This is a genomic window from Sulfolobus acidocaldarius SUSAZ, assembly GCA_000508305.1.
Taxonomy (GTDB): Archaea; Thermoproteota; Thermoprotei_A; order Sulfolobales; family Sulfolobaceae; genus Sulfolobus; species Sulfolobus acidocaldarius_A.
The window spans coordinates 1,103,971-1,124,415 of the sequence record CP006977.1 but is presented as its reverse complement, the minus strand read 5'-3'; the positions used below and the strand labels follow the sequence as shown (position 1 = coordinate 1,124,415).

22 protein-coding genes and 1 pseudogene are annotated in these 20,445 nt (G+C 33.4%); 11 read left to right on the top strand and 12 right to left on the bottom strand.

The window, feature by feature from the left end; translation table 11 throughout:
• Window positions 1–29 precede the first annotated feature (29 nt).
• Window positions 30–776, bottom strand: coding sequence for a hypothetical protein (locus tag SUSAZ_06475; GenBank protein AHC52527.1), 747 nt, complete (start codon window positions 774–776; stop codon window positions 30–32).
• 161 nt (window positions 777–937) lie between these two features.
• Between SUSAZ_06475 and SUSAZ_06470 the strand changes: the two genes are divergently transcribed.
• Together SUSAZ_06470 and SUSAZ_06465 are read left to right on the top strand one after the other, a co-directional pair.
• Complete coding sequence (locus SUSAZ_06470; GenBank protein ID AHC51619.1) at window positions 938–3,451, top strand: ribonucleoside-diphosphate reductase; 2,514 nt, start codon at window positions 938–940, stop codon at window positions 3,449–3,451.
• Window positions 3,452–3,509: 58 nt separating this feature from the next.
• Complete coding sequence (locus tag SUSAZ_06465) at window positions 3,510–3,908, top strand: transcriptional regulator (protein AHC51618.1); 399 nt, start codon at window positions 3,510–3,512, stop codon at window positions 3,906–3,908.
• On the opposite strand, the gene SUSAZ_06460 is transcribed toward SUSAZ_06465, so the two are convergent.
• The 4 genes from SUSAZ_06460 to SUSAZ_06445 are packed head-to-tail and all read right to left on the bottom strand — an operon-like array spanning window position 3,870 to window position 8,399.
• A complete protein-coding gene (locus SUSAZ_06460; protein AHC52526.1) occupies window positions 3,870–4,928 on the bottom strand; it encodes a hypothetical protein in 1,059 nt (352 codons plus the stop codon). The two genes, SUSAZ_06465 and SUSAZ_06460, sit on opposite strands and share 39 nt — an antisense overlap.
• Window positions 4,929–4,980: 52 nt before the next feature.
• Window positions 4,981–6,885, bottom strand: coding sequence for a glutamyl-tRNA(Gln) amidotransferase (locus tag SUSAZ_06455; GenBank protein ID AHC51617.1), 1,905 nt, complete (start codon window positions 6,883–6,885; stop codon window positions 4,981–4,983).
• The gene (locus tag SUSAZ_06450; GenBank protein ID AHC51616.1) at window positions 6,863–8,203 is read right to left on the bottom strand and encodes a glutamyl-tRNA(Gln) amidotransferase; all 1,341 of its coding nucleotides are present in this window, start codon (window positions 8,201–8,203) and stop codon (window positions 6,863–6,865) included. The genes SUSAZ_06455 and SUSAZ_06450 overlap by 23 nt, the downstream gene beginning before the upstream one ends.
• Before the next feature lie 31 nt (window positions 8,204–8,234).
• Window positions 8,235–8,399, bottom strand: coding sequence for a 30S ribosomal protein S30 (locus SUSAZ_06445; GenBank protein AHC51615.1), 165 nt, complete (start codon window positions 8,397–8,399; stop codon window positions 8,235–8,237).
• Window positions 8,400–8,459: 60 nt separating this feature from the next.
• On the opposite strand from SUSAZ_06445, the gene SUSAZ_06440 reads away from it, so the two are divergent.
• The 5 genes from SUSAZ_06440 to SUSAZ_06420 are packed head-to-tail and all read left to right on the top strand — an operon-like array spanning window position 8,460 to window position 12,863.
• Window positions 8,460–9,698, top strand: coding sequence for a C/D box methylation guide ribonucleoprotein complex aNOP56 subunit (locus tag SUSAZ_06440; GenBank protein AHC51614.1), 1,239 nt, complete (start codon window positions 8,460–8,462; stop codon window positions 9,696–9,698).
• The gene (locus tag SUSAZ_06435) at window positions 9,699–10,394 is read left to right on the top strand and encodes an SAM-dependent methyltransferase (GenBank protein AHC51613.1); all 696 of its coding nucleotides are present in this window, start codon (window positions 9,699–9,701) and stop codon (window positions 10,392–10,394) included. It begins immediately after the preceding gene.
• 4 nt (window positions 10,395–10,398) lie between these two features.
• Window positions 10,399–10,827 (top strand): hypothetical protein, encoded by a 429-nt coding sequence (locus tag SUSAZ_06430; GenBank protein ID AHC51612.1) that lies wholly within the window; start codon window positions 10,399–10,401, stop codon window positions 10,825–10,827.
• Window positions 10,811–11,728, top strand: a complete 918-nt coding sequence (locus tag SUSAZ_06425; GenBank protein AHC51611.1) for a transcriptional regulator — start codon at window positions 10,811–10,813, stop codon at window positions 11,726–11,728. Before SUSAZ_06430 ends, SUSAZ_06425 begins: the two co-directional genes overlap by 17 nt.
• Window positions 11,715–12,863, top strand: a complete 1,149-nt coding sequence (locus SUSAZ_06420) for a N2,N2-dimethylguanosine tRNA methyltransferase (GenBank protein AHC51610.1) — start codon at window positions 11,715–11,717, stop codon at window positions 12,861–12,863. The genes SUSAZ_06425 and SUSAZ_06420 overlap by 14 nt, the downstream gene beginning before the upstream one ends.
• Here the strand turns inward: SUSAZ_06420 and SUSAZ_06415 are convergent.
• The 3 genes from SUSAZ_06415 to SUSAZ_06405 all read right to left on the bottom strand — a co-directional run bounded on the left by SUSAZ_06415 (window position 12,840) and on the right by SUSAZ_06405 (window position 14,422).
• A complete protein-coding gene (locus tag SUSAZ_06415; GenBank protein AHC51609.1) occupies window positions 12,840–13,214 on the bottom strand; it encodes a B-block binding subunit of TFIIIC in 375 nt (124 codons plus the stop codon). The genes SUSAZ_06420 and SUSAZ_06415 overlap by 24 nt on opposite strands.
• A gap of 63 nt (window positions 13,215–13,277) precedes the next feature.
• On the bottom strand, window positions 13,278–14,153 hold the full coding sequence (locus SUSAZ_06410) for a transcription initiation factor IIB 2 (GenBank protein AHC51608.1): 876 nt from the start codon (window positions 14,151–14,153) through the stop codon (window positions 13,278–13,280).
• Window positions 14,150–14,422 (bottom strand): H/ACA RNA-protein complex protein Gar1, encoded by a 273-nt coding sequence (locus SUSAZ_06405; protein AHC51607.1) that lies wholly within the window; start codon window positions 14,420–14,422, stop codon window positions 14,150–14,152. The genes SUSAZ_06410 and SUSAZ_06405 overlap by 4 nt, the downstream gene beginning before the upstream one ends.
• 267 nt (window positions 14,423–14,689) lie before the next feature.
• Between SUSAZ_06405 and SUSAZ_06400 the strand changes: the two are divergent.
• Together SUSAZ_06400 and SUSAZ_06395 are read left to right on the top strand one after the other, a co-directional pair.
• Window positions 14,690–15,631: pseudogene (locus SUSAZ_06400) on the top strand (hypothetical protein).
• Entirely contained in the window at window positions 15,618–16,664 is a 1,047-nt protein-coding gene (locus tag SUSAZ_06395) for a membrane protein (protein AHC51606.1), read from the top strand. The pseudogene SUSAZ_06400 and the gene SUSAZ_06395 overlap by 14 nt, the downstream one beginning before the upstream one ends.
• Here SUSAZ_06395 and SUSAZ_06390 read toward each other — a convergent pair.
• The 3 genes from SUSAZ_06390 to SUSAZ_06380 all read right to left on the bottom strand — a co-directional run bounded on the left by SUSAZ_06390 (window position 16,654) and on the right by SUSAZ_06380 (window position 18,323).
• Window positions 16,654–16,881: a hypothetical protein gene (locus SUSAZ_06390; protein ID AHC51605.1), complete on the bottom strand. Its 228-nt coding sequence runs from the start codon at window positions 16,879–16,881 to the stop codon at window positions 16,654–16,656. The two genes, SUSAZ_06395 and SUSAZ_06390, sit on opposite strands and share 11 nt — an antisense overlap.
• A 29-nt stretch (window positions 16,882–16,910) precedes the next feature.
• Window positions 16,911–17,411 carry a TATA-box-binding protein gene (locus tag SUSAZ_06385; protein AHC51604.1) on the bottom strand — a complete coding sequence of 167 codons (501 nt, stop codon included), beginning with the start codon at window positions 17,409–17,411 and terminating at the stop codon, window positions 16,911–16,913.
• 147 nt (window positions 17,412–17,558) lie between these two features.
• Window positions 17,559–18,323 (bottom strand): phosphoesterase, encoded by a 765-nt coding sequence (locus SUSAZ_06380; GenBank protein AHC51603.1) that lies wholly within the window; start codon window positions 18,321–18,323, stop codon window positions 17,559–17,561.
• A gap of 46 nt (window positions 18,324–18,369) precedes the next feature.
• Here SUSAZ_06380 and SUSAZ_06375 point away from each other — a divergent pair, with 46 nt between their 5' ends.
• A complete protein-coding gene (locus SUSAZ_06375; protein AHC51602.1) occupies window positions 18,370–19,125 on the top strand; it encodes a dihydrofolate reductase in 756 nt (251 codons plus the stop codon).
• Complete coding sequence (locus SUSAZ_06370; protein AHC51601.1) at window positions 19,110–19,796, top strand: cytidyltransferase; 687 nt, start codon at window positions 19,110–19,112, stop codon at window positions 19,794–19,796. Before SUSAZ_06375 ends, SUSAZ_06370 begins: the two co-directional genes overlap by 16 nt.
• Window positions 19,797–19,798: 2 nt before the next feature.
• Here SUSAZ_06370 and SUSAZ_06365 read toward each other — a convergent pair whose 3' ends face one another.
• The gene (locus SUSAZ_06365) at window positions 19,799–20,443 is read right to left on the bottom strand and encodes a riboflavin kinase (GenBank protein ID AHC51600.1); all 645 of its coding nucleotides are present in this window, start codon (window positions 20,441–20,443) and stop codon (window positions 19,799–19,801) included.
• Between the last annotated feature and the right edge of the window lie 2 nt (window positions 20,444–20,445).

Below are 20,445 nucleotides of genomic sequence, written 5' to 3'. Positions count from 1 at the left end.
TAATCTTGTTTATGTATTAATAACTTTTATCAGCATGTAATATGAGATATTACTATATTGTTCCATAACAGGGGGATAAGGTATTTACTTTTAAACTTCTTAATCGTGACATTTAATTCAATTCTATTTCCAGAATTCTTAAGATTAATGATCGGTTCTTCATAAGAAAAATACGTAAAAGCATCCTTTATTTCATCTAGTCTTCCTTTTACCCCTTTACAAAGGAATACGCTTTCAAAAGTTTCACCGTTTACTGTTACTGATGATGGATTACAAGCAGAGATCGCGTTTCTTTCGATTATTTTAGAGAATAAGTCAACTAATGCATAAGGTATTTCAGCTGAATAAACGCCTTTGGGCGGAAAGAGTAGTTTTACATTATTTTCCTCATTATCAGTCTCTCTAATTATAGTACTTAGGTTTAGAAATAGAAATGTTGTACTGCATAATCTTAATTTACTTACTCTCATTTCACCTAAAGTTAATCTGTCTGCTGCTATTTCCTTAAATGTTTTAAAGAAGTCTACATCTTTTATTTGTTCCTGAAATGATATCATAGCCTTAAAGGACACTAGATCTTTGAAATTTTCGTCTTTAGATGCTTCAATAAAACCTATATTTCCGTTTTTAATCTTTAATTTTTTCAATGTTTTATCTATAATTTTTTTCACAGTTATCATTTGCTTATCTCTTCTTATAATTAACCATTCTCCATAGTCGTCTGAAACGCTTACTGTCCTATCATCATTATCTCTTTTGAAAAATTTGATGATCACTATATTTTCCTCGCTAATATTTTACTCCCTTAAAAATATAAGTATATTTTAAATAGTATTTCATAATTTCGAGCTAGTAAACTGCCTATTCTTTGGTGTTACCGGAATTCAAGATACATAACCAAAAATATGGGTTTAAGCTAAGTAAATAATGATAATAAATGCAGAGACTAACTATAGTAACTTCAGTAGCTAAAATTAAAGTATTGAAGCGTAATGGTGGTTATGAGCAATTTAAAGCTGAAAAAGTGTTCTCTAAATTAGGTTCACTACCAGAAGTTGTTATGGATGGAATTCTCCAAGACGTTCTACAAAATTCTAAGGAAAACGCGATTGATACTAGAGCTTTAGCTGATATTGTAGAAAGAAATCTAATTGAGCATTCTCTTGAGTATCCGAATCTAATGGATTTAGCTAAGCGGTATGTCTTAGCTAGGATATATAATCATGTGTACGGCAAAGGTAAGTGGAAGGAGTTTGATTCACGCGATCTTCTAATCTCATATAATGCACTAAAGGTGCTAGAGGCTAGATATTTACTCAAGGATCCAAACACTTTACGTTATATTGAGACACCTCAAATGATGTTTAGGAGGGTTGCTAGGCATATAGCTAATGTAGAAAAGCTTTATGGTAAGGATGAAAAACAGGTTAAGGAGATTGAGGGTAAATTATATGAGATGATGAGTAACCTGAAATTTATACCTAATACTCCGGCATTAATGAATAGTGGTACTAGGCTAGGCATTCTGTCAGCCTGTTTCGTAATACCTGTTAGGGACGCAATGTCTACTCCAAATGGTGATGGTATATATGATGCTTTAAGGGCTATGGCTTTGGTTCATCAACAGGGTGGTGGGACGGGCTTCGACTTCTCTGAATTGAGACCAAAAGGAGATATTGTAGCTTCCACAGCAGGTGTTGCTTCTGGTCCTGTATCCTTTATGAGGATATTTGATGTTTCCACGGACGTGGTTAAGCAAGGAGGTAAGAGGAGAGGGGCGAATATGGGGGTTATGCATGCTTGGCATGCTGATGTTCAGGATTTCATAAGGGCTAAAACTGGAGAATTAAGGGACACGCATTTGCAAAATTTCAACATATCGGTTGGTGTTTACGATTACTTCATGAATGCAGTTGAGAGAGGAGAAGCTGTACCGTTAATTAATCCAAGGAAGACTAGAATACCTGGCAAAGACTGGGACTACTATATGACAAATGCAAGGGGTTATATGCATGATGAGAGTGTGCAGGAGTACATACTCAAGGAGTTAGAGGAGAAGGGCGGTTCAGTTTATCTGGACGAGAGTAGGATAATTACAGTGGATGAAGCTCTAGTTATAGCAGAAAAGGAGAATGCCATTGTTCAGTGGGTAAATGCTAGGCAATTGTTTGATGAAATAGTTAAGGGGGCATGGGATAGTGGTGATCCTGGTTTACTGTTTATAGATGAGATAAATAGGAGGCATCCAGTTTGGTATATAGGAAAGATAAATGCCACAAATCCTTGTGGTGAGGAACCACTATTACCCTGGGAGAGTTGTAATTTAGGGTCCATTAGTCTTGAGAAGTTTGTTGTCGAAAAGGATGGTAAACAGACTATTGATTGGGATGGACTGGTTGAGGCTATAAAGTATGGTGTTCGTTTCCTTGATAATGTTATTGATGCTAACCGCTATCCATTAAAACAAATAGAGGAAGCTACAAAGAGGACTAGGAAGGTTGGTTTAGGTGTAATGGGATTAGCTAGGATGTTGATTAAGCTTGGTATACCTTATGATAGTGTTGATGCCTTATACATCTCTTACCAATTAGCTAAGTTTATTTATTATCACGCATTGAAAACTTCAATAGATTTAGCTAAGGAGAAGGGTTCATTCCCAGCTTATGACCCATATTACTATCATGATATTTGGGAGAGTGCTAGAGATTTCGGAAGTTTGTTAGAGGTTTCTAACATTAAAGATAAACCTAGTGATTATGTGAGGAGATTGACGGAAGTTGTTGATAGGCTAGATTTTTCGTTATTGAAGGAGGAGAGGATTAAGTTTGGTCTAAGGAATTCCACTGTGGTTTCAGTTGCTCCTACTGGTACGATTTCAATTATAGCTGGTACATCATCGTCTATAGAGCCCCTTTTCGCATTAGCCTTTGTTAGAAATGTTGCAGTTGGCAAATTTATTGAGATAGATCCGCTTTTCCTTGAATATCTTAGAAAATATGAACTAGATGATCCTGAGGTTGTACAAAAGATCGCAGAAACTGGAACTGTAGCAGAAAACCCATTTATACCGAGGACAATGAAGAAACTATTTAGGACAGCTCATGAAGTCCCACCTGAATACCATGTATTACATCAAGCAATGTGGCAACAATGGAACGACTCTGGTACCTCAAAGACCATAAACTTGAAGAGCGAAGAACCACCAGAAACTGTAGAGAAAGTTTACATGCTAGCCTGGAAGCTTGGGATTAAAGGAGTAACAGTTTATAGAGACAGGAGCAAGTCACAACAAGTAATCTACTTTGGAATAAAGAAGGAAAGAGAAGAAGCAGAGCAACAAAAGCAACAGAAGAAAATTCAAATGGTTCCAACATCCTCATTAAGAATGGAGAAGAAATTTGTGGAAGTTAATGAGACTTATGCTGGCGGTTGTAAAACTTGCGAACTCTAATTTATAGCTAAGTATTTATATATTTTTTGCGTATCCTAAACATATAGTGGAGATAATTATGGATATTACATTACCTTGCGAGTATTCGGTGAAGGAGTTATTGCCTGCAATAAGGGCTATTATTGCTGAGAAGCTTGTAGTTGAGAGGAAGATATCTATATATAAAACATCAGAATTATTAGGCGTTACGCCTGCTGCTATAGAAAATTATATCAAGAAAAAAAGAGGTACTAGTATTCAACAACTGTTAAAAAATGACAGGGAATTCATGGATCTGATAAATATTTTTGTAAACAGGTTGGTTAAGGATGGAAAGAGCGAGGGTGTTGCCTCATATTACTGTATTCTTTGTACTGAAGGTAAAAAGGTGCTTATGAAAAATGGATATAGTTTAACGCATTGCATGGTTGAGGACTTCTTAGATGGTTATAATTTTCCGTCTCAAAAGAGGATCTAATAGCTTTTTTACTTCTAATTTTACAAATGTTATTCCTAAACTTCTTATTGGTATTTTTACTCTATCAAATTCAGGTTCTAATTCATCAGTAATTTTGCCATGAGAATCTAATATTAGAGCTTTAGTTATTCTACCTGCTAGACTAAAATCTGATAAAATAGGCTCTTTATTTAGGTTAACCAATCCTAATTTTAATTCACCTTTATCGTAATTAATCCAAAATGGTATGATTCCTGAAGGATATATGCTATAAAGGCTTACTCTATATTTTGGTTTGCAATTGAGTTTTATTATAGGTGTTCTAAGGTTCCAAACTATCTCATAAGGTTTACTCTCATTCCAAGTTCTACTTCTAGTTATGATAACCTGGCTATCGGCGTTTACAGTTATTGAACCCATATTGTTACTGATACTTAAATTACTTCCACTAACGAAAGAGATACAGTTATCCAGTTCTAACGAGAAGAAGTTTGACTTTCCCTCAACAGAAGAACTACTTGATATGATAAATGGATTTAGATAATAATATTTAGGATTGTAGAAGTTGCTATCTAACTTAATGGTTCCACTTTCTTCTTTAATTAATTCATGATCTCTGAACTGAGGTGTTATTGTAACTTCCCCTGGTGCCATTATAATTTTCTTGCTTTCAATCCAATCCTTTCTAATCCATGGAGAGGGATTTAAATATCCTTCACCCTCTTCGCAAGGTATAAGATCCAGTAATAATTTTTGAATACTTTTAGTATCTAAAATAAAATCCCAACCTAATTGACGTTTTTGTATTGGTGTTCTAATCAGAAATTTCTTGTCAGCTAACTCATTTCCATTAGTTTTTATTATGCTTCCGTCTTTCCCTATAATTTCTGCATTATATTTCCATCTGATATTTGATGGAGAAAGATACGAAATTAATTGGGGTGACTGCTCTAAATCTAATATCTCGTCAGCCAACTCAATTTCCCCTATTACAGGGAAGGGAAAATCAGAGGCTACCTTTATTAAATCATCAATTTTCATATGCGGTCAAGCTCATCACTAAATAATCTGACAAATGCCTTTTCATCACTTTTCAGGTTCGGGGGTAATTCTTCATCTTTAGTTTTAATGTGTCAACAACTTTTTTACCTTCAGCTCTACCTTTAACTACATTCATTACTTTACCTATTATTACATTAAATGCCTTTTCACCTTTTTGGTTGATAATGTCTTTATTTTCATCTAATATTTTATCAATAATTCTGCTTAATTCTTCATCTGTTATTTTTGCGTAATTATCTATAATATTTCTTATGGGTTTCTTAGAAGTAGAGCAATCTACTAAAATTTCTTGGATAGAATCTTTGCTTATTTTATCATTATATAACGCATTAATTATTTCCTCTAACACATCATCTGTTATTACACTTATATCTCCACCTTTACTTTTGGCATATTTTATATAATTTTCTAATGTCGTGGCGATTACGATAGGACTCACTTTGGGAGAATATTTTTTGCTAAGCTCCTCAAAAAGATCAAGTCTTGGGCTATTTAGTATTTCTGTTGCAAGTTCTTTGCTTAGTCCCATTTCTATTAGCTTTCTTAATTTAGTCTCCGGGTTTTCTGGTACAAAACTCTTTGCAAAATTCAAGATACTTTCGTCTATTTTAATTGGAATGATGTCAGTTTCTGGATACATTCTTGCCGAGCCTGGTTGAGGTCTCATAAATTTAGTTGTTCCGTCATCTAGAGCAACCCTAGTTTCTTTGGGTACACCAACGAAAGCATATAAAACTCTTTCCTTAATTTTTGTTATAGCTACCTTTAGTTTTTCTTTATCCCCTATTACTAACACAAATCCGTCATTCTCTCCTATGCCTAGTTCTTTTTTAACACTCTCTACTTCTTCGTTTGTTATTCCATAATTTGGCAGTTCATCAGAGTGAAATATTCCGCCAAGTCCTGCTAATGCTCTCACGTAATCTGCTATTTCAGTTCCGAACCTTCTGTTTGGCATCAACTCCCTTCCAAATATTCCCTTGAATCCCTTGAGTTTAATTCCATAAATTAATCCGCCTTTTTCCAGTTCTTTCTTAATTATTTTGCTATTAGTGTTTCTAAACAAATGTGTAAGCTCCAATTCTTTTATCTCGTTTTCAACTATTGTCTTAGATAAACCTCTTTTATTTATTAATTCGTCTTTAATCCTAAGTAACTCATATTGTCTTCTTGCTTCATTTTTAATTATTTCAGGTATCAATTCGAGTCTTTGTACTCCTTTTATTTCAGTTTTCACGCCTCCTTGTATTGAAACATTTAAGTCTTGCCTTATTGTTCCTATTCCTCTTTTAACCTTACCTGTTAGTCTCAATAACTGTCCAATTCTAAAAGCTACCTTTTCCGCCTCTTCTGGAGTCGTTATATCCGGCGCTGTAGAAATTTCTATAAGTGGAATACCAAGCCTATCGAGACTATACGTGGTCTCGTTAGCACTCTCGGATATTTTTCTTGCAGCATCTTCTTCCAGTGCAATAGTTTGAATTCCTATCTTCTTCCCTTCTATTATTAGTTGACCACCCATAGCTACTATAGAAGTTCTTTGAAATCCAGTAGTATCTGATCCGTCTATAACAATTTTTCTCATTACGTATATTTCATCTACTATATTACTCTCAAGAGATATTGCAACTGCTAACACTACAGCTAACGCTTCTCTATTCAAACCGTGAGGGGGCTCTTCGTCAGCTTCCACTAGACAAGAGTTAAATGGTATCTGGTACAAGTATTTTTTACCTTTTTGCCACTCAAATAAAGCTGCAGTATCTATTTCTCCTATCTCACTAAATGAAGGTCTTAGATACCTTTGTAAAGTTCCATGGTGCTTTTCATCTAATGTAGTGCTACAATCACAAAAGAGTTTTTTATTAGTATTTAATTGTTGATGTATTTCTAGACCTACTTTAAGCCCTAACTTACTGTAATCTAATTCTGTCATGGTACCACCTTGGGAACATTTCATAGTGATGAATATAATTTATCTCTCCTACCAAATTAGTCAACATTATCTCTTTAATTCTATCTAGGTCATTTTCATGTGCTAATGTCCACATCAGCTTTACTAATGCAGTTTCTGGTAGCATGTCTTCTAGAGGTACAACACCTGCTTCCTGTAATAATCTTCCTGTTGTATAAACATTCATATTTACTCGTCCAAAGAGACATTGTGATGTCATACCTATAAATATGCCATCCTTTGAGGCTTTTTTAAACACTTCATAAAAGTCTGAAGACGTATGCCCCAACCCAGTTCCCTCAATAATGATCCCCCTTATTCCACTTGAAATAAGATGTTCAACTATATCAGAGGAAAGACCAGGATAATATTTCAATAGAAAGACTCTATTATCAAATTTAGCATCTAGAATGTTTTCTGATTCTTTTGACCTATAATTATCTGACAAAATTTCGATTTTCTTGTCGACGTAATGAACCTTTGCCAGAGGAAAATCATTTATTGACTGAAAAGCGTCTCTTCGACTGGTATGCATTTTTCTAACTTTTACTCCTCTATGAACAAGTGTGTAAGTGTCAGAGCTTTCGCCATGCATATTTACTACTACCTCTCCGAATGGAGCATTCTTTGCGACAAGAATTGAAGTTAGTAAGTTCATTGAAGAATCACTACTAGGTCTATCACTACTTCTCTGCGATCCTACTAATACTATAGGTCCAGTCATTTTTCTAAAACTAAATGATAATGCAGCTGAAGTATATGCCATTGTGTCAGTACCGTGGGCTATTACTACTCCTTTATTCCCTTTATCCAAGGCTTTCTTAGCTTCTTCAGCGATTTTTATCCAGTATTCTGGTTTCATATTTTCGCTTAGAATCGAGAACAAGATTTCTGCGTCAATTCTCGCTATTTCCTTGATCTCCGGCATAAATTCTATTATCTCATCTGGGGTAAGTGCAGGTCTTACAGCACCTGTTTCGTATTCTATCTTACTAACTATAGTACCTCCTGTACTTATTATCATTACTTCACTATTAGTTGTACTTACAGCTTCCTCTCTTCTTTTCTCTTCTTTTCTCTTCTTTTCTATCAATTTTACGTTTTGTATATTACTTACTGAAATTCCTATGTTGTATCCATTGTCTAACTTCAAAACGATGATATCATCATTATTAGAGTACGTAGGCATTATTATGCCTTTAACTTGGATTCCATTCTTTTCTAATTCAATAATATCTCCGACATCGAGGTTATGTTTGGATAAAAATTCCCTTGCTTTACCCCAATAAGTTTCAGGCATTTATAAAAAGAGAGTTACACAAACTAAAAAATTACCTTGCCGCTGCTCTACTTTGTTGACCTGACTTTAAGACTCTTTTCTCATACTCTAATCTATTTCTAACCCTAGGAACTTCTTTATGTTTCTCTTTCTTTTGCATTTTAGGTGTTGCGTTTCTTACTTTGCCTGCCTTTGTTAATGAACCGTGCGAAGGCATATATATTAATAGTCAGCGGAAAAATTTAAACTTAAGTAATAATAGAGTAAGTGAGAATTGATGAAGATATATTTAGTGGAACATGCAATAGGATCGTTTGGATATGACGAGAGTGGAAAATTAGTAGATTTTGTACCAAATAGTAAAGATATTGGAAAAGTTACTGAAGCTTTAATTGAAAACGAGAAAGGAACACCATTACCGAGCGCAATCGAACTTATAAATAAGCTTAAGCCAGATCAAGTGGTTGTGGAAAATGACGCAGAGGTACCTGCTCTTCAGAAGCTTGGTATTAAGGCTTCTTCAGAGATACGTAATATGGGAACTGAGATATTTAGAGAAAATCTAGTAAATGTAGCTATTCAAACGAAAATAGTGAATTCAGAAGACGAGTTGTACAATTTCCTTTATGAATTATCAATGGAATATACTAGAAGAAAGTTAAGAGGTGCGGCAAGTAAAAGAGATCTATTAGCAATTCAGGCAATTAGAGCAATAGACGATATAGATAAAACTATTAATTTATTTTCAGAGAGGCTGAGAGAATGGTATAGTATTCATTTTCCTGAACTTGATAAGTTGATTGAGGATCATTGGCTCTATGCAAGTATAATTTCTAAATTCGGACATAGGGATAATCTATCCGATACTAGTTTAGAAGAAATAGGTTTAAACAAGGAAAAAATAGAGAAAATAATCAATGCTGCCAAAAACAGCATTGGAGCAGATATAACTGATGTAGACATAAAATCAGTTAAGACGCTAAGTGATATCATATTAAAATTATATGAAGAAAGATTAGAGCTTACTGATTATACGGAGTCAGTAATGCGTGAAGTAGCTCCAAATGTTACTTCGCTGGTTGGACCTACATTAGGTGCCAGGCTTCTAAGTTTAGCCGGAAGTTTAGAAGATTTAGCAAAGATGCCTGCAAGTACTATACAAGTTCTTGGCGCTGAGAAAGCTTTATTTAGGGCTTTAAGAAAGGGAGGAAGACCACCAAAACACGGTGTGATATTCCAATACCCTGCAATACATAACTCACCCAGATGGCAAAGAGGAAAAATAGCAAGAGCGTTAGCAGCTAAATTAGCTATTGCTGCTAGAGTGGACTACTTTAGCGGAAAATTCATAGGTAATAAGTTAAATGAAGAATTGAAGAAGAGAATAGACGAGATAAGAGAAAAGTATGCTCAACCACCCCCAAGAAAACAAGAGCAAAAAGTGGAACAGAAAGGTAAAAAAGAGAGAAAGAATAAGAAGGATAAGAGAAGAGGTAAAAAAGAGGGAAGGAGATAAATGTCTGAAATCGAAAAAGTTACAAAGACGCAATTCGATAATGTATATGAATGCATATTTAATGATGGGACTACTAGGTTATGTACTAAAAACTTATCACCTGGTCACAATGTTTATGGTGAAAGGTTAATAAAGTATGGTGGAGTTGAGTATAGAGAATGGAACGCATTTAGAAGTAAACTTGCGGGAGCTATAGTTAAAGGTCTAAAATATAATCCAATAGTGAAGGGTTCTAAAATTCTATATTTAGGTGCTGCATCTGGAACAACTCCGAGCCATATATCCGATATTGTCGAATTACAGGGTAAAGTATATAGCGTAGAATTCTCTCCGAGAGTAATTAGAGAATTACTCCTTGTTGCTCAGTATAGACCTAATATGTTTCCTATCCTTGCAGATGCCAGATTTCCGCAATATTATAAGTCATTAGTTGAGAATGTGGACATAGTTTATGTCGATATAGCTCAGCCCAACGAGACTGAAATAGCAATGTATAATGCTAGATTCTTTCTAAAGAAGAATGGGTATATGATGATTGCAATAAAATCAAGAAGCATAGATGTTACCAAAGATCCTAGGGAGATTTATAATGCAGAAGCGAAGAAGTTGGAAGATGCTGGGTTTGATATTAGAGAAGTTCTTGAGTTAGATCCCTACGATAAAGACCATGCCATGATAGTAGTAAAGTATAAGTGATCTAATGATAGATAAGGTTTTTGATCTTGGTTTCAAAAGCTTACTTTCTTATTACCCTGATGAATTTGTTACCTTAAAAGATGCATTAAACGGTAAACTCAGCATAAGATTAAAAAGTAAAGATTTGAGACATAAGTTTGATAAGTTAGAAGTTGAAAAATTATCTCAAGCTCTTCCCATATACTTATGGGATTTAGTCAAATTGCCATTTATTGTCGTCAAGACTTTAAATACCGGAGAGTATGCGATAAGTGGAAGTCAATGGGAAGTGAGGTCTTTGTCTATTATATTGCAAAAAGAAATCAAAAATACTTTTTTAAGCACAGGTGATGTGGAAAAACTTATAAAAGAATATAAGTCACTGATATTCATAACAATAAGTAGTGTAGGAAATATTATAACAGAGGAAGGCAGGGATGGTTACTATTTCTGATGTGGCAAATTTACTGAGTAGGAATACAATAAATTATTCAATAATAGATTATCCTGAGAAGAAGAAATCAATAGATATAATAACTGAAGAGCAAAATGATAAAAGAAGAATTCTAGTACTTAAAATAAATAATTCTACTAGTGATAGAAGAAATTTCAGAATTCTCTTTGATCTGAAGAAAATCTCAGAGGTAACCGAAAGCCTTCCTTTAATAATAGATGACAACATTGAGGACGATGTTGTATCCGAAAAAGATGGAGTATTCAGTATGAATCTCTATACCCTGGAAAGATCTTTAAGGGGAGAGAAAATATTCTTGCTTAAAACTAGAGGGGGAATATTTGTCAGAGTGGATTCTAAGAAATTGAGAGAAAGAAGAGAAGAGAAGAACATGAGCTTAGGAGAACTATCTCAGAGATTAGGAGTATCTAGAATATCTGTCTATGATTACGAGAAAGAAGACTCATATGTTTCTATTGAAGTAGCTGAGAAGCTGATTGAGATTTTTGGGGATGAGGTTATAGGTGATATAATCAAAGATTATGATAGCAATACAAAAAAGAAAAAGGAGTTACAATCTGACTATAATGAAGAAATAAGGATATTAGAGAAATTAGACAGAGTATTATCTGATGCCAATTACAAGACCGTGAAATTTAACTTTACTGCAATAGACATGGCTGCAATTAAGGGTTCTGAGAAACTTATCTTTTGTACTGAGGTTAATACACTAGCTAATTCATTAAAGAAATTTAATGAAGCCAATAAGATCGCCTCTAAAATTAATGCAAAGTTACTAGTTATAGCTAAGTCTTCTAAAACCTCTAAGGTATATGAAAAGGAGAATTTTAATGTGTATATTTATAACGATATAGATAAGGTCGTAGATGAGTCTAGTTGAAATAATTGAAGGAAAGGCTAGAATTTTAATTCCTAACTATAAAGATTACATGAAGGATGGAAAATTTGATCCCAGTTGGGCGCCAGTATTTTACAATCCTAAAATGATCTTAAATCGAGATTTAAGCGTATTAGTTGCTAATGTTGTTAAGCCTAAATCTTTAATTGATGGTCTTTCAGCAACTGGAGTAAGAGGAATAAGGTATGGTTTAGAAATTAATGGAGTAGAAGAGATAATATTAAATGATATAGACAGTGATGCAGTAGAGCTTATAAAGAAAAATGTTAAGATTAACGATCTAGAAAGTAGGGCTAAGATATATAATAAGAACATCAACTCGTTGTTATATGAGATAAAAGTAGATTACGTAGATATTGACCCTTTCGGATCACCTGCTCCATTTTTGTTAAGCTCATTTAGTGCAGCGAAATCAAAACAATACGTTGCTATAACTGCTACAGATCTTGCGGCGCTTATGTGCAGTTCTAAAACCTCAGCCAGAAGAAAGTATGGACTAATATGCAATAAAATGAGTTTTTCGCGTGAGTTAGGTCTTAGAGGACTAATATCTAAGGCAATAACAGAGGCAGCAGTGGTTGAAAAGGCTGTTACCCCAGTTTTTTCCTTTTATAATGACTATTATTACCGGGTTATTTTCAAGGTGGAACGTGGAGCAAAAAAGGTAGATAGGCAACTTTCGAAGCTCGTGTATTATTATGAATGTCCTAAATGTGGATATAGGATTGAAAGTGAATATTTGCAGCAAATGAAATGTCCGGATTGTAATTTAGTTATGCAGACTTATGGTCCAGCGTATAAAGAATCACTAGTAGATTATGAGTTTTTAAATAATATGATTTCGGAACTAGACAAATTTAATTATTTCCAGACATTTAATAAACTTAAATCTATTCTATTAACCATTAAAGATGAAAGTAAGTATAATGAAAATTATTATAGAATAGATTTTCTGGCATCCTTGGCCAGAGTTAATGTTCCGCGAAGAAATAATGTTATTAATTGTTTAGCTGAAGCATCAAGAACACACCTAGATCCTCTAGGAGTTAAAACAAGTAAAAACATAGATGAGATTAAGGAGTGTATTAAGAAGTTATCCGGCAGAAACACTAATTAAGATATATTTAGACAAAATAGAACACGAGGACGGAGTTGTAATTCCTCCATTTCCACACTTACTTAGATTCTTACATGTAAAGCAGGGTACTTCAACTATATTTTCTAATTTCACATAAACTACTATTCTTTCTTCTTCATTCGGAAATAGTTTTATAACATTCTTACCATTTTCTTTAATTGACTTTTTCTTAATCTTTTTCTGTTCAATTAATTTCTTAATAACTGTATTTGCGACCCGTGCATCAAGACCCAAATTTTTTATTAAATCCCTTTGTGGGATTCCTTTATCACCAGCCTCTTTTATTTTCTGATAAATAAGTTCTTCATATGATGAACTACTGAGTTCCAATCTAAAATCACCAGAGCCAAATAATATATTCTCTTTCCCCATTTATTTACTTTATTTCCGACTTCAAAGCTTTACTTCTATGTCAAAAGCCTTTATAATCTCTCTATATCTGTTCCTTATTGTTACTTCTGTTATGCTCAAACTATCAGCTATTTCTTTTTGAGTTTTCTTTACATCCATTAAAGTACTTATAAGATACACACTGGCAGCCGCAAGTGCTGTATAACCTTTACCGCTGGTTAATCCGTTTTTATACATGATATCTACTAACTCTGAAGCCTTTGTTGAGACATACGCAGGTAATCCCAATCTTTCTGTTATTTTAGGAATATATTCTATCGGAGTAACGTTGGGCTTTACTTTAACACTCTTAGCAACCTCTTGTACCTTCTCAAGAGCTTTCCATAAATCCGCCTGTGATAAGCTATAGAGTGTTTTTATTTCATTAAGCAATTTGGGAATCCTATTTACCTGGCAAGAATAGTATATGACCGCTGCTATTAACGCATACATTTCTACCCTTTTAGCTTTACCTTCTTCTATTAATCGTCTTATTAGTATTGACGCGGTTTCTTTAACGTGTTCAGGCAAGTTTAATTTCGACGCTTCACTATTTAGAACTGATAGATAAGTAACTAATTTCCTTTCTCTTGCACTTACTCTAATTTTATTTTGCATTAATCTTAGTTTATGTACTTTTATTCGGTCTTTGATTCTAGTATATCCTATTTTAGTAGTTATACCAAAGTCATGTACTTTGGCTGTTAGAGGAGAACCTGTTCTTTCTCTTTCTACCTTGTCTTCGGTAGTATATGCTCTCCATTCTGGTCCTTGATCTATTAATGGTTCATCATCTACAGATGCACAATTAATACAAACATATATTCCTCTTTCTCTATCAAAGATAAGGCTCTCACTACCACAGATTTTACATTTCATCTTCTTCTCCTCCCTTTCTCTACTATTTCTATAAATAGTTTCCCACTTGGTTCTTTCTTTGTTAATGGATAAGCTAATATATATGGAGCTTTAACATTACCAATTACATCAAGGATTTTAGCTACTCTATTCCCTTTTTCGTCTAGTATTATCTTACCTGTATATTCTTGTTTACTGAAGTCTATTTGCTTGTTTCCAAAAATTATCCATTTGTCCTTTAGAGTCTTTTTGTAGAACCGACCAGCTTCAACAAGCTTTATTTGTCTCACATTATTAAACTCGCATTTTGTATATTAGATAATATTTATAATAATACCACCTAAATTTAGGGCGTGGTATTACGGTGCTTAGGATTGAAATTATGGGTTTTATGGTTTATTAATATCTAATAAAGTGGCTAATACAAAATATCTGTGAAAATAGCAAGAGTATATTTCAGAGATTAGTGTGATTTACAGTAGGGTTCATTCTAAATGTGATGCTCCCTCATATCTAATGGATAAATATATAACTTTCCTACCTTATACTTTCTGTGAATGTCAAAAGCGACATCATCTTCAGAAGACGAAATTCAAGAAAGGTATTCTAAAGCTGTAGAAGAACTAAGGAAATTTAAATCAGAAAAATTACAGTTGATAGATGAGGTCAAGAAGATTAAGCAAAAAAGAAGAGAGAAAGTAGAAAAACTAAAGTCTATTCGACAGCAGTTACAACAAATAAGAGAAGAGATCAAATCTAAAATTAATGAAATAACGCAACTCAAATCACAGAGACAGAATCTCATTCAAATTATAGGAGAAATTAAGAAAGAGTTTGAAGAACTAAAGAATGTTACAAAAGTAAAAGATAAGTTAGATCCTGCAACCATAAGTAGAAGAATTGAGCAATTAGAATGGAGGCTTCAAACATCAACTCTCACTTTAGAAGAAGAGAAAAAAATAATAATTAAAATAGCTGAGCTGGAGAGGAAACTAGAGGTAGCGAAAAAGGTTGCGCAAATTAAGGAGAAAAACACAGAAAATAGAGCTGAGTTATTAGCAAAGAGAGTTGAGCTGTCTGCTATAAGACAAAAGATGCTTGAATTAAGCCAACAAATAAAGAGTAAAAAGGAGCTTCTTCAGAAACTTAAGTCTGAAAGAGACGTTATACAGAAAGAGCTTGAAGATCTAAACAATAAAATACAAGATTTGAACAAGAGAATTGACGAGCTAACAGCCAAGGTAAACGAGAAGGGAAATGAAATTGGTCGTATAAAAGAGGAATTAAAGAAAAGAAGGGAAGAAGTTAGAAATATGAACGTGACAGACTTATATGAGCAGCAATTAAGGAGTACAATAAACTCAGAAGCTTTGGAAAACAAGAGAAAACAGGTTGAAGAGAAGCTTAAAAATAATAAGAGACTTTCCTTTGATGAACTTTTAATCCTCTATTATAATAAGGATAATAGTGATGGATAAACTAATAGTGATATACATTGATATTGATGATGATCTAGGAAGTATTGGGATTTCTACACCAGTGATTGGTCAAGAGGAAGTAGTTAAGGCTATAAGAATAGCGGAGGAGAAAATACCGACAGATTCCGATCTTAATACGCTGTTAGTAGCCTATAATATATATAATAAGATTAGAAATGAAGGCTCTGATGTAGAGATTGCATTAATATCTGGGTCTCAAAAGGGTTCCTTAGAAAGCCAGCTTGCATTTACGGAAAAGCTAGATATGGTAATAAAAGCTGTAAATCCTACAAAAGCTATTATAGTTTACGATAGCCCAGAGGATGCTAAAGCTATACCTATTATAGAATCTAGGTTACAAGTCGCTGGAATAGAAAGAGTTCTAGTTGAGCAGTATAGGTCTGTAGAGGAAACATATGTTTTGTTGGGTAGATATATAAAAAAGGCTCTTTCTGAGCCTCGATTTTCTAAGATATTTTTAGGTGTCCCTGGTATAATTCTTCTGATAATAGGTCTTCTTTCAATACTAAATTTAACTTCATATGCAACGCCCGTTGTGCTAATTATCATAGGTGCTGCATTTATAATTAGAGGTTTAAGGTTAGACGAAACAGTAGAAGAGTTATGGAAAAGTTCTTCCATAATGGTTGTAGTTTCAATTATTTTTATATTTTCTGTGGTATTAGGTATAGTTTACGGATATTCTGTATTTACTACATTAAAGTCTTATGGTTTGTTAGAAGTTCTCCAGGTACTATTTTCTATTATGCCATTCTTGATATTCGGGATAGTAGTATTATTTGGAGGAAGAGCAGTAACTAAGCTTCTAGATAGAAATATAAGAGTATGGCATGATATTTATAGAATAATAACCACTGTAGTGATATATTATATGATGGTTACAATATATAAAAGTATAGGTAGTAGTCTCCAGGTATTGCAACTTCAAATAATTTATTCGTTATCTATAACCACAATAGTGCTGATAGGGATTTATATTCTATTAATATTATTAGAAAAATATAAATTTAATAATCCTTCAACTACTTCTTAGAAGAAGAAAGCTTAAGTTTTAATTTATCCTTTACTTCTGCAGGTAAATCGTCATATTTTATTACTTTAGCGTTTCTAGGTAATTTAATTGATATTTTGTCTAATATTACATACGCCTCAGGATTGTTATTTTCACTCCTGGATTTCAGGAATCTAATTTTCAAAAATTTTTTCTGATCTCCAATATCAACGTACACGTATTTCTGATGTTTAAGCATACTCAATCACGTTTATTACGAATTCAATCTTAAAATTCTAACTCTTCTTCTTCAACGGGCTTTACACAATCTAACTCTACCAGTTTATCGAATATTTTTTTAACAGCCTTATGAACTTCATCTTCTCTCTTAGCTCCTGTAATAACCATTTTACCACTGCTAAAAATTAATAGAACAACTCTGGGTTCATCCATTCTATATATTAAACCTGGGAACTGCTCTGGTTCGTACATGTTATTCTCTAGTAAGAATGCTGCTTTATCAAGGTTAACTATAACATGCAGATTGGCTGATGCGACTATGTTCTGTATTTGTATCTTAGGTTTTCCTGTTAGTTGCATTCCATATTTTTTAAGGGTTTTTATAATTCGTTTTACAGCCTTTATTAGCTCATCTGTACTTTTAGCTCCGGTAACGACCATTTTTCCTGATTTAAATATTAATGAGGTTATCTTGGGAGATTCAAGCCTAAATATTAATCCTGGAAATTGATCAGGATCATATTCCACGTTTGGTACGCTTCTTTCCATCGCATATAAATCCAATGTTTGATCCAAAGTCACTGTGGCAACGATATTCTCTATATTTACGACTGCTTTATACGGGATCTCATCAGGTATAATATATCACCTTACTCAATATTTATAAAACCTATATTTATAAATAGCTACTTTCTCTTAAACCATTGAGTGAATAATATCTTTAAGTAATCCTAGTTCTGGAAACTCCATAATACCTTGTCCTTCCACTATTACGTAAGGTCGTGCTTTTTCCAAAATAGAATGTTCTCTCATAATATGGGACATATAGGTGGAGTGAGATAAGGTAACATCATTACCTGACTGATAGGTACCTGTAGCGGGCAAAACTATAACTGTACTGTTGTTTCTCAATGGTACTTTAAGGAAACATTGTAACTTTCTTGCAAATCCTAGTCTATCTTTTATACTTAGTCGTGGATGCTCATGACCTATAATATATACTTTATTTTCATTCTCTTGCACGTCAATTCTCTTATGCCCATGAAATATTGATATATCATTAACGTTAATATCTTCAACTAATTCCACATTACTGAATTTTTCTGTTACTGCTGAAATATAATTGTCATGATTACCCTTTACTATTTTAACTTCTATTTTGTTCTCGTTTAATTCAGTAAGAATTTCCGTTAATTCATCTCTTTCTTGTTTGGTTATCTTATTAAATGTGTGCTTGAAATCCCCATTAATAATTAGTTTATTTGTTTTAAAATAGTCTAAGGCTTTTCTATATATCGTAAGGAACCTTTTTTTCTGAACCTTTGGTATGTATATTCCCTTATTAGCCATTTCCTGCTCAAAGCCTATGTGAACATCAGATAATACTACAGCATTAAGTGGCTTAATATAAAGTACAGGTAAATCTTCAGCTATGTAAATATCATTAAATATACTTATCATCTGGTATTACTAAAATCTTATATCTTATAAATTTCCGTATTAACAAGTGGGTGTACTTAAGCTCATAGGTTTAGGGTTATCATATAAATTCATCACGGAAATAGCATTGAATGAACTAAGAACCTCAGACATTGTCTATGCAGATACTTACACTTCATTAACTTGTGGCGATCTAATGAGTAAATTACATCAATTAGGTATAAATCCTATACCAGTTGGCAGAGATTTCATAGAAAATAACTACAAGAAAATATTAGAATTGTTAGACCAGGGTAAGAGTGTAGGAATTGCAGTTATAGGTGATCCAATGATAGCTACAACTCATATAAGTTTAGTTACTGAGGCTAGAACTAAAGGTCATCAGGTAAGTATAATTCCTGGAGTTTCAGTTCATTGCTATATTATTTCGAAAAGCATGTTATCGTCGTACAAATTTGGTAAGTCGGTAACTATAATATCACCCACAGATTATGGCAAAATTGACACAACTCCTTACAAAGTATTAAAGGAAAACTTGGAAAGAAATCTTCATACTATATTTTATTTAGAACCTAATATGAGTGCGACGGATGCAGTTTCATTGCTTTTACAAATGGAAAAGATTGAAGAACAGAGGATAATTAATGAAGATTCACTTATCATAATAGGTCAACATCTAGGATGTGATGATGAAGAAATAGTCAGCCTTAAAATTAAGGAAATAGCAAAATACAATCTAAAGTCCCCACCACATATAATAATATTTCCTTCAAAATCCTTACATTATATGGAGATAGAGGGTCTAAAATGGTTGATGAAATAGCTGATAGAGTGAGGAGATATATACAAGGAATGGAGGATAGACTATCTAAGATACCGCCAGAAATCATACAGAAATATGAAAAAATATATAACTTAGCAAAGCTATATGTTGAAGATGCTAAGTATTATCTTAATCTTAATGATAAAGTAACTGCATTGGTAGATGTGGTTTATGCAGAGGGTTTACTTGATGCGATAATCGAAATGGAGAAGCTAGACATTGAGAGACAAGTATCTAAGAGGGTATTTGTAGCCGGTACTTTCGATATTTTGCATCCTGGACACATAGCTTTCCTACGTGAAGCGTCTAAATATGGTAGAGTATATGTTGCAGTTGCGAGGGATAAAAACAGTGAAAAGATAAAGGGAAGAAAGCCAATAAATGACGAGAATCAGCGACTAGAAGTTATTAAAAGTGTAAAATACGTATATGATGCGTTTCTAGGGGATGAAAAAGATTTTCTAAAGAGTGTGGAAAGAGTTAAACCAAATATTATAGTTTTAGGACCAGATCAAAAGGTTGATGAACAAAAACTTATTGATGATCTTAAGAATAGAGGTGTTATAGTTGAAAAGATAGTTAGAATACCGTCAAGGATAAATAATTGGGCTCATTCAAGTACATCATCAATAATAAACGAGGTACTAAAAAGATATTGTAATTCAACTTAATATCATAAATAAACTTCTATTTCTATTTCGTCTCCATCTTCTATTTCTAGTTTCTCTCTAAGTTTATGAGGAGATAATAATTCTACAACACTCTTTGGGTGTGTGGTTCTAGTTGGGATTACAACAGCAACAGGAGAAACTGAATTTATGGATGCTGGAAATGCTTTAACGCTCCCTAAAACTCTATTTGGTTCCTTATGCTCTGGTATTAAAATACCCCTACTTAGATCTAAAAGAAGCCTGTTCTCCATAGATATTCTATCGTATATTACGGCATTTAATGTGCCAGGATAAGGCTGAAATCCTAGAAACTTATTGAATGCCTCCATGTAATATGGAAGGGATACAAATATTCTGCCCTCACCAAGTCCTGAAGTGACTTTTGCCTTTATTTTTACTATCCTGTTTTTTGCAAATAAGTCTACTAAAGATTCTGCACATTCTCTAAGCATTTTTTCTCCCTCATCTGTTAGTTTTATCAATTCGCCTTCTTTAAGTAATGTTCTGGTTATTATTCCACTATCCTCTAACTCCTTTAGTTTTCTTGATACCGTCTGTTGTGAAATACCTAGACTCTTTGCAACCTCGGATTGTACAATTATTTTGTTTATAGTATAATTTAAAATTAATATATTTTCACAAGTAATTT